This window comes from Ruegeria sp. BB5 (assembly GCF_056539405.1).
The window spans coordinates 1-8495 of sequence record NZ_JBQFUX010000018.1; the positions used below are offsets into that span (position 1 = coordinate 1).

Consider the following 8495-nt stretch of genomic DNA (forward strand, 5'->3'; position numbering starts at 1 on the left):
AGCGGCAACTCCGCACAGATCGGGTCCAGCGGCGACTACGCACAGATCGGGTCCAGCGGCGACTACGCACAGATCGGGTCCAGCGGCTACTACGCACAGATCGGGTCCAGCGGCTACTACGCACGGATCGGGTCCAGCGGCAACTCCGCACGGATCGGGTCCAGCGGCAACTCCGCACAGATCGGGTCCAGCGGCAACTCCGCACAGATCGGGTCCAGCGGCGACTACGCACAGATCGGGTCCAGCGGCAACTCCGCACGGATCGGGTCCAGCGGCAACTCCGCACGGATCGGGTCCAGCGGCAACTCCGCACAGATCGGGTCCAGCGGCGACTCCGCACGGATTGATGTTTCTGGGCAAAAGTCTGTTGTAGCTAGCGCCGGGTACAACGCAAAGGTTCGCGGCCCTGACGGAACATGGGTTTCCGTTGCTGAGTTTAACGATAACGGCGATTGCGTTGGATTCGCGACGGGCTGCATCGGTAAGGGCGGCTTGAAACCTGACACTTGGTACAGGGCCGAGGGCGGCAATCTGGTCGAGGTGACGTCATGAAACACGTATTCGAGCGCCTGAACGCGCCCCAGATGCGCCGAGACATAGTTAACGAATGGTTCCACTGCAAGGCAATCATCCTGGCTGCACTGATTGCGTGCGCCCTTATTGCGGGGGTGGGGAGATGAGTGACTTCACCTTTTTTCTAGTGCGGCCCGACTTCGTGCTTTTCGCAGCCATATTCACGGCTCTCACCATTACCGAGTTCTCGTCTAGCGGCGAGTACGACCCCGGCGGGAACTTTCCTCCCAGTGCGCCCGCTGGGGTCATCCAGATTCAGCCCTGAAAGGAGGCTAGGTATGACTAAGGTCGCCAAAATTGAAGAACAGAACGTACTGCCCGCCGATCCTATGGTTTCCATGATTGAGCGAGTGGCGATGGACCCGAATGCCGATATCGACAAGCTGGAACGTATGCTTGCGATGAAAGAGCGGCTTGAAGACAAGGCCGCAGAAACGGCGTTCAATGAAGCGAAGGCCGCAGCGCAGGCTGAAATGCCAGCAATTGCAGCGCGCCATGACAACGACCAAACGCGCAGCAAGTTTGCTAAACTGAAAGACATTTACGACGAGTGTAAGCCGATCCTGGCTAGCCACGGATTCAGCTTTAGCGCCGTGCCCGTGATCGGAGGGCGTGACGGGTATATCAACATGCGTTGGACCCTCAGCCGTGCGGGTCATTCTATCAGCGACGTGTCAGAGGTTCCGATTGACGACAAGGGAATGAAGGGCACCGCAAATAAGACCCAAACCCACGCTTACGGCAGCACCACGTCTTACGGACGCCGCTATCTGTTCTGCGCGGTATTTGATATCGCAATTGGCGATGACAACGACGGCAACGGTGCGCCAGTCAACACGATAACCGCTGAGCAATTCGTCACCCTGCGCGACAAGCTTGAAGAAAGCGGAATGGAGCCGCAAAAGTTTCACCTAGCCTTTGGGCACAAAGACCCCGAAAACGCGGATCTGCAACAGTTTCCAGCAAGCCTATTCAACGACGCCATGACGCGCCTCAAGAAGTACATGGAGGCCAAGGCTAATGGTTGAGCAGGGCACCCCAGAATGGCACCAGGAAAGGCTTGGAAAAGTTACGGCCTCACGCATCGCTGATGTGATGATGAAGCCCACAACGGCAGGCTTTCAGAACTATCAGGCGCAGCTTGTGTGCGAGCGCCTGACGGGCCAGCCAACCGAGACCTTCACCAGTGCAGCCATGCAGCACGGCACAGATACCGAGCCACAGGCGCGGGCCATGTATGAGCTAACGAGCGGCGTTGATGTGGCCGAGGTTGGTTTTATCTCGCACCCGACGCTAGCAATGACCGGCGCTAGCCCTGACGGGCTGGTGGGCGCTGACGGGCTAGTGGAAATCAAATGCCCTCAGCCCGCGACCCATATCAAAACGCTGACCGGCTCAAATATCGCCCGCAACTACATGCTGCAAATGCATTGGCAGATGATCTGCACAGGCCGGGAATGGTGTGACTTCGTTTCATTCTGTCCATCCTTTCCGCCAGACATTCAGCTTTTCGTTTCTCGCGTTGAGGCCAACGCCGAGCTGTCCGAGGAGATCACAGCGGCTGTGACTCAGTTCCTCGCGGGCGTCGATGCCATGACAGACACACTCACCAAGATATCTAAGGAGGCTGCTTGATGCAGAAATTATTCATTGCCGGGACAATCGGTAAAGACGCTGAAATCCGACGCACACAAGGCGGTGACGCTGTGGCCGGTTTCTCGGTCGCCGTGGACAACGGCAAGGACAAACAAGGCAACAAACGCGATGCAACGTGGTTTGACTGTTCCCTCTGGGGCAAGCGCGGCGAAGGTATCGGCCCCTACCTTACCAAAGGAACCCGCGTTGCCATCGAAGGCCGTCCGAGCGCCCGCGAACACAACGGCAAGGTGTACCTTCAGTGCAGCGTGGATGAAATCACCATGCTTGGAGGCGGTCAGGATCGACAGCCCAGCCAATCAAACGACACATACGGCGGGGGGTATAGCAACCCGGCATCGGGTGGCATCGATGACGACGAGATTCCGTTCTGATGCGCTGGTTTAGGCAACTGATCTGCCGCCACGAATGGCGCTTGTCAAAGTTTCAGGCCCTCGTGCCAGGGTGGAGCTACACCTGCACCAAATGCGGCAAGCATGAGAGGGTCTATTGATGACCCCGCAGACCTTCACCCTATCCAGCCTGACAAGGAAAGGAGAAGCCGCGCAAGCCGTGTTTCAGGCCACGGACGGGTGGGTCTGCACCATTGGACCACCTAAGCGGACGCTGAGCCAGAACGCTCTGATCCACAAATGGTTTGGCGAGATAGCAAAGCAAACAGGCGAGTACGTCGATGAGGTCAAGTTAGATTGCAAGGGCTGGCAGGGCATTCCAATCCTGCTGGCCGAAGACCCGGATTTTGTCGAGTTCTACGACAAGTTTAGGACCATGTACCCAGACCCCGAGAAACGACGCGCAGCGCTTAAATGGGTGCCCGTCACCAGCATCATGACAACCAGCCAGTTAGGCCGGTTCGCTGACGCCGTGTTTCGCACCTATTCGCAGCAAGGCGTGAACCTGACAGTACCGGAGACCAAAAATGGAGTTTAAAGGGAATGAGTTTTGCCTCCGAACCCTAAGTGAGTTGGTTCGGTATGAGGCCGAAACAGGCGGACTGTTTTGGCGGTCCAGGGAGGCAAAGCACTTCGACGCGCCATCTAGCCACCTAACCAGAGTTCGGGGCTGCTGGAATGCAAAGTTTGCGGGCAAGCAAATCACAGATAAGACCCAAGACGGTTACATCTCAGTTGCTATTCGGCTGTTTGGTAAACGATGGAGGTTGCTAGGGCACAGAGTTGCGTATGCTCTGCATTACAGCGAGTGGCCCGATGGGATTGTAGACCATATCAATCGGAAACCACACGACAATAGAACCTGTAACCTACGATTGGTGAGCCCGTGTCAGAGTATGCAGAACAGGGGGACCCCTGAAGGGCATGTATCTGGTGTATACGGGGTTCGTAAATCCCCCACGCCCGGCAAGTGGGTCGCCTCAATTACGGTGAACAAACATCTGATTCACTTGGGAACCTTCGCCAGTAAATGGGATGCTGTACAGGCTAGGGCTCATGCTGAAGCCATGTATGGGTGGAACAGCAAGTGAGCCGCCGCGAGTTCTCCCTAAAGACCAAGAAGGCCGCATATGAACGCTCTGGCGGGATCTGTGAGTGTGGCTGTGGCAGGCCCTTCGGTGAACACCCCAAGGAACGCCCGCATTATGACCATGTGCTGCCTGACATGCTTGGGGGAACCAATGACCTGGAGAATTGCGAAGTCCTACGGGTCGAGTGCCACGACGCCAAGACATACGGTCAGGACATACCCCGCATTGTGAAGGTTCGGCGCGAGGACAAGCGGCGAAAGAACCAGACTGCACCCAAGCGCAAGATACCGGGCTCAAAAGGCACGGGATTACGGAAGCGAATGGATGGCTCTGTCGTAAAGGTGCGTGAATGACCGGAAAGCACGAGGGAAAACACATGACAGATACAGATACAAAGTTCACGTCGGGCCCATGGCTTGTTGGTCAAGAATGCGATTGGTCGATTGATACGGGTGGTGAAAACACATTTGGCTTTGTCGGGCCGAATGGAGGCACCCCCGTTGCTGTTATTGTCGTACCGTCAGCGTTTGGCCTTGATGATATATTCGATGCAAACATGGCCCTCATCGCCGCAGCGCCGGAACTGTATGAGGCGTTGGGGCCTGTTTATTCTTGCCTTAAGAGCGTGGATTTTGATGCCCCTGAGTGGAGTGGCGAGTGCAGGATTACAATTACGATAACTTTGGATGAAGCTCGCGCAATAAAAGCGGCGAGAGCCAAAGCACGGGGTGAAGCATGACTGACATTAGCAGAGAGGCGCGATTTTTGATCCGTAAGAGCGGCTATTATTACCGACCGGATTCTCAAGGCTACACGGCAAGCGCCATTATTGCTGGTCGCTATACGATGGAAGAAGCTGAGGAAATAACGCATCCAAACGGCCCTGATGGTCCGCGTGACGGTATGTCATTCATTGCTGATCATCTTGTGCTTGATGAGGATTGGCAGGCGTATCGCGCCCTTCAAGCCCGTGTTGAGGAACTGGAGGAAAAGCTACGTTATCAGCAATCCAAGACAACAGAAGCGCGCGCGGAAGGCGAGCAACGCGGACGCCTGCAAGGGCTGGATGAGGCGGCAACTGAACTGCGCCAAAAGTACGAATATCAAGCCGCGCGCTATGTGGAATCCCTCAAGGAGCAAAGCCAATGACTGATGAAGTCCTGAAACCGTGCCCGTTTTGCGGCAGCCCAGACGCTTATTTAACCGGGCCTTCTGATAACCAGTTTGTGTGCTGCCCCAGTTGCGGTTGTGCTGGTCCCGGACAGTATAGCCTTGTTGGCTGGAACACCCGCGCCGCTTCCCGCGCAGCACCGAAGGTAAAGCCGCTGGTGTGGGAATGGCCCAACGATTACGGAACTGTTTGTCGTGCGGCTACAAGTATTGGAACATATTCAATAAGTGACGATGAAGATAGGCCATCGGCCATGTTCTGTGATCTACACCTAACGGATGACGGTGATTGCACCCGATACGCTATCAGGATTGTCGATGATTATCTTGAGCCGGAAGAAGTTCAGGCTTTTGCTCAATCCGATTACGAACGCCGCATTCTATCCGCCCTCACCCCCACGCCTGTGGCCCCCGCTGCGGTGACGGTGCCACGCCATATTGACCCCGGCATACTTATTTTGTTGCGTAGACACCTATCGCACCTGCAAGGGCCGAGCTTGGAGCCTTCTGATTATAGCGATTTGCGCACAGCAATTGCCGCACTTGACGCGCTTCAAAACGATGAGCTTGAAGGGGAAGTTTCTGTCACCCCTGCGACTGTGGCCCCCGCTGCGGTGACGGTGAAGCCGCTGGAGTGGGAGGATCACCCCGACAAATCTCATGCGGTTGCAATCGGGTGGGTCTGGGAGTGTGTAGCGGGGAAAGATTGGAATCTGTATACGCGCCAGCTTTCACACACCGTTTGCTATCCGCACGGGCCGCAAGGCGACGGCTCATTGATAGCTGCCAAAGCAGCAGCCCAAGCCGACTACGAGAGCCGCATCCTATCCCAAGTCAACGTCACCCCTGCGCCTGTGGCCGGATGGCGGGGGATGGATGATCCGGAACTTGAGAATGTCAAGAAGAACGCTACCGATGTTCTCGTGAATTCTGTCGAAGGGATCGAACTTGCTTGGTATTGCGAAGGGCAGAACGATTGGATGACGCGGGACGGAACGTTTATTCCAGACGAACCCGACGCATGGATGCCCCTGCCCCCAGCCCCCGGCGAACAGCCCGTAGCGGCCCAGCCTGACGCCGTGCTTGGTCCGATAACAAAGCACACCTATTCGCCTGACATTCAAGCGCAAGGTGACTGCCGGGTTTGTGGTCACACGAAAGAAGGTTGTGTTGAACTGCAATCGTCATTGCAGCCTGACGCCGTGCAGGAGGCAGCTCTGCCTTATGATCACATGCCGAAGCAAGACGTTAAGTTTCCACCAATGGCAAAAGCGGCTCACATGATGTTGAGTAAAGAGTTTACAGATGACGAAAAAACAGCGATCGCCTCTGCTATTGGCCGCAAACTTTCGGAAACGCCTTGGTTCAATAATAAAGCGATATTGGACGCATTTACCGCCGCCCTGCGCGCTCTATTGGGAGAAAGCGAATGACTGATTGGGGGCCGGATCACTGCAACCAGTGTAAATACAGCGAGAACCTTTGCGGTCGTTGTTACCGGGCAATGCTGAAGGAACACAAAGCTGCAGCGCGATTAACGAAGCCGGAATATCTGGATTCTGGCCGGAAAATAGAACCCGTGTTTTTAGATTATGAGGATGGGTCGAATGACTGACACAAGCAAGCTTATAGAGCGGGCTGAGAAAGCTAGCTATCGACTTAGAACCGGGACACCGGGAAAGCATGAGCGTGGTGCAATGGGGCGGACATTCTCTGAATGCGCCGACGCCCTCACCGCCCAGCAGAAGCGCATAGACGAGTTGTCGGGGGCATTGGGCGGTTGCCTCAATATAATTGACGAATTGGTACAGGAGTCAGGACGACCAATCGAATATGACGAAGAAGACCCGTTTCGCATGGGCGAATGGTTCGACGAGAGACATATTGCGACCATGGAGTCAGCCCGCACCGCCCTACAGGCCACCACAACAGAGGGGGAGGGGTGATGCGAGTTAGATATTTACCGAAAAGCAGAAAGGTTAAGCCGTGGGCACGCCCTTGGATGATTCACTGCTTAGGGTGGATTCTAGTTTTTCCAATCGAATTTTTAGATGGCGTTAGGCTGTCTCTGAAAGATGCCCGCGAAGAAACTAAACGCCAAATATCTGAATTTGATTTCGACCCCACCCCATGACCCCGCAAGAGACACAGGAGGGAATATGACACGCATTACCCCGATTGCTGTTGGAGTGAAAAACGCCGCTAAGATGATGGATATGAGTCTTGAGCGGTTCCAGAGCCTTGTTCGCGCTGGGTCACTGCCGAGACCAAAACCAGTCGCCCCCGGCGTGGAGCGGTGGAGCGTGGCTGAGCTTAACGCCGTTCTGAACGGCACTAAAATGGATGACGATGAAATCACATGGTAAAGAAGCTGACCCGAAAATATGTTGTGTCAAAATCCGTCAAAGGTCGGACCTACTACTATTTTCGACGTGGCGAGACATACCAGAGACTACCCAACGATCCTGACAGCCAGGAATTCGACAATGAGTATTGGGCCATCAGATCCGGCAACCGCAAGAAGGCGACTAAAACCACATTCGACGTCTTGATTCAGAGCTACTACCAAACGCCTGAGTTTAAGCGTAAGAAACCCGGCACCCAGAAAGAATACCGCCGGTCACTTGAGCTGATCCGCGAAAAGAACGGCAAAGCAGATTTTACTAAACTGCGCCGAAAGGGTGTCATCGCAGCGCGCGACAAATACGCCGACACATGGCGCAAGGCCAATTCCATGGTGGAAATGCTATCTATACTTTCCCGCCATGCAATCGACCTTGAATGGATCACAGCCAACCCGGCCAGCGGCGTCACGAAGCTGACAGGCGGCGAGTATGAGCCATGGCCCGACACAAAGCTAAAGGCGTTTGAGAACTATTGCCGCAAGCACGACCTAGAGTGGGAGTTGACCGCGTTCATGATTGGAGTTGGCACCGGCCAACGGATCGGTGATGTGGTCCGTATGGAATGGGCGCACTACGACGGCGAATTCATTGCTGTGGTGCAGGACAAGACAGACGAAAGGCTATGGGTGGCCTGCCCGCACTTTCTTAGCGTGTACCTGGACGCCCTACCCCGAAAAGGCAAATTCATGATGGCAAAAAACCTCACGCAAGGAATCGCCAAACGAACCATCCAGCAGCGCGTTATGGATGTGAGGGAGAAAGTAGACGCCTTGAGCTACGTCATACACGGGTGGCGCTATAACGCCGCTGTGGCGCTAGCTGAGGCTGGATGTAGTGACAGCGAGATTCAGGCAGTCACCGGACACAAAACGCTCGAGATGGTCAGGAAGTATCGAAGCCGCGCAAACCAGAAGCGGTTATCGAAAAGCGCGCAGCAAAGACGCCGATAGAATCGTTAGAACAGAACAAGACCAGAACGTGAAAGTGGGAAACTAAGTGGGAAACTCGAAAAATATGCGCAAACCAGACGCAGGCATCACCTTGAATTTTTCGTGCAAAAACAGTATGGTGCGGGTGATAGGACTTGAACCTACACGACTTGCGTCGCCAGAACCTAAATTTTGCGCGGATTATTAGAATTCAACCACTTAGCCTTATAATTTCCCAAGACATAGCGGGAACAAAGGCAGAAACCGGGAAACAGATAA

At 54.9% G+C, this 8495-nt stretch carries 13 protein-coding genes; all 13 read left to right on the forward strand.

Annotated elements, in window-relative coordinates; all coding sequences use genetic code 11:
* Nucleotides 1-552 (forward strand): YdhT family protein (locus tag ACR0DL_RS21260; protein WP_480691240.1); only part of this gene is annotated, 552 nt, incomplete at its 5' end.
* A 299-nt stretch (nt 553-851) separates the two neighbouring features.
* Nucleotides 852-1601: an ERF family protein gene (locus ACR0DL_RS21265; RefSeq protein WP_480691242.1), complete on the forward strand. Its 750-nt coding sequence runs from the start codon at nt 852-854 to the stop codon at nt 1599-1601.
* Nucleotides 1594-2208 carry a lambda exonuclease family protein gene (locus tag ACR0DL_RS21270; protein WP_480691244.1) on the forward strand — a complete coding sequence of 205 codons (615 nt, stop codon included), beginning with the start codon at nt 1594-1596 and terminating at the stop codon, nt 2206-2208. The genes ACR0DL_RS21265 and ACR0DL_RS21270 overlap by 8 nt, the downstream gene beginning before the upstream one ends.
* Complete coding sequence (locus ACR0DL_RS21275) at nt 2208-2603, forward strand: single-stranded DNA-binding protein (RefSeq protein ID WP_480691247.1); 396 nt, start codon at nt 2208-2210, stop codon at nt 2601-2603. The genes ACR0DL_RS21270 and ACR0DL_RS21275 overlap by 1 nt, the downstream gene beginning before the upstream one ends.
* A 118-nt stretch (nt 2604-2721) precedes the next feature.
* The gene (locus tag ACR0DL_RS21280; protein ID WP_480691249.1) at nt 2722-3159 is read left to right on the forward strand and encodes a recombination protein NinB; all 438 of its coding nucleotides are present in this window, start codon (nt 2722-2724) and stop codon (nt 3157-3159) included.
* Entirely contained in the window at nt 3149-3712 is a 564-nt protein-coding gene (locus ACR0DL_RS21285; RefSeq protein WP_480691251.1) for an HNH endonuclease, read from the forward strand. Before ACR0DL_RS21280 ends, ACR0DL_RS21285 begins: the two co-directional genes overlap by 11 nt.
* Complete coding sequence (locus ACR0DL_RS21290; protein ID WP_480691253.1) at nt 3709-4065, forward strand: HNH endonuclease; 357 nt, start codon at nt 3709-3711, stop codon at nt 4063-4065. The genes ACR0DL_RS21285 and ACR0DL_RS21290 overlap by 4 nt, the downstream gene beginning before the upstream one ends.
* Nucleotides 4066-4088: 23 nt before the next feature.
* Complete coding sequence (locus ACR0DL_RS21295; RefSeq protein ID WP_480691255.1) at nt 4089-4451, forward strand: hypothetical protein; 363 nt, start codon at nt 4089-4091, stop codon at nt 4449-4451.
* Nucleotides 4448-4861 carry a hypothetical protein gene (locus ACR0DL_RS21300; protein ID WP_480691257.1) on the forward strand — a complete coding sequence of 138 codons (414 nt, stop codon included), beginning with the start codon at nt 4448-4450 and terminating at the stop codon, nt 4859-4861. Before ACR0DL_RS21295 ends, ACR0DL_RS21300 begins: the two co-directional genes overlap by 4 nt.
* Nucleotides 4858-6315, forward strand: coding sequence for a hypothetical protein (locus tag ACR0DL_RS21305; protein WP_480691259.1), 1458 nt, complete (start codon nt 4858-4860; stop codon nt 6313-6315). The genes ACR0DL_RS21300 and ACR0DL_RS21305 overlap by 4 nt, the downstream gene beginning before the upstream one ends.
* 174 nt (nt 6316-6489) lie before the next feature.
* Nucleotides 6490-6828, forward strand: a complete 339-nt coding sequence (locus ACR0DL_RS21310; RefSeq protein WP_480691261.1) for a hypothetical protein — start codon at nt 6490-6492, stop codon at nt 6826-6828.
* 213 nt (nt 6829-7041) lie between these two features.
* Complete coding sequence (locus ACR0DL_RS21315; protein WP_480691263.1) at nt 7042-7248, forward strand: hypothetical protein; 207 nt, start codon at nt 7042-7044, stop codon at nt 7246-7248.
* Entirely contained in the window at nt 7242-8237 is a 996-nt protein-coding gene (locus ACR0DL_RS21320; protein WP_480691265.1) for a site-specific integrase, read from the forward strand. The genes ACR0DL_RS21315 and ACR0DL_RS21320 overlap by 7 nt, the downstream gene beginning before the upstream one ends.
* Nucleotides 8238-8495: the final 258 nt, after the last annotated feature.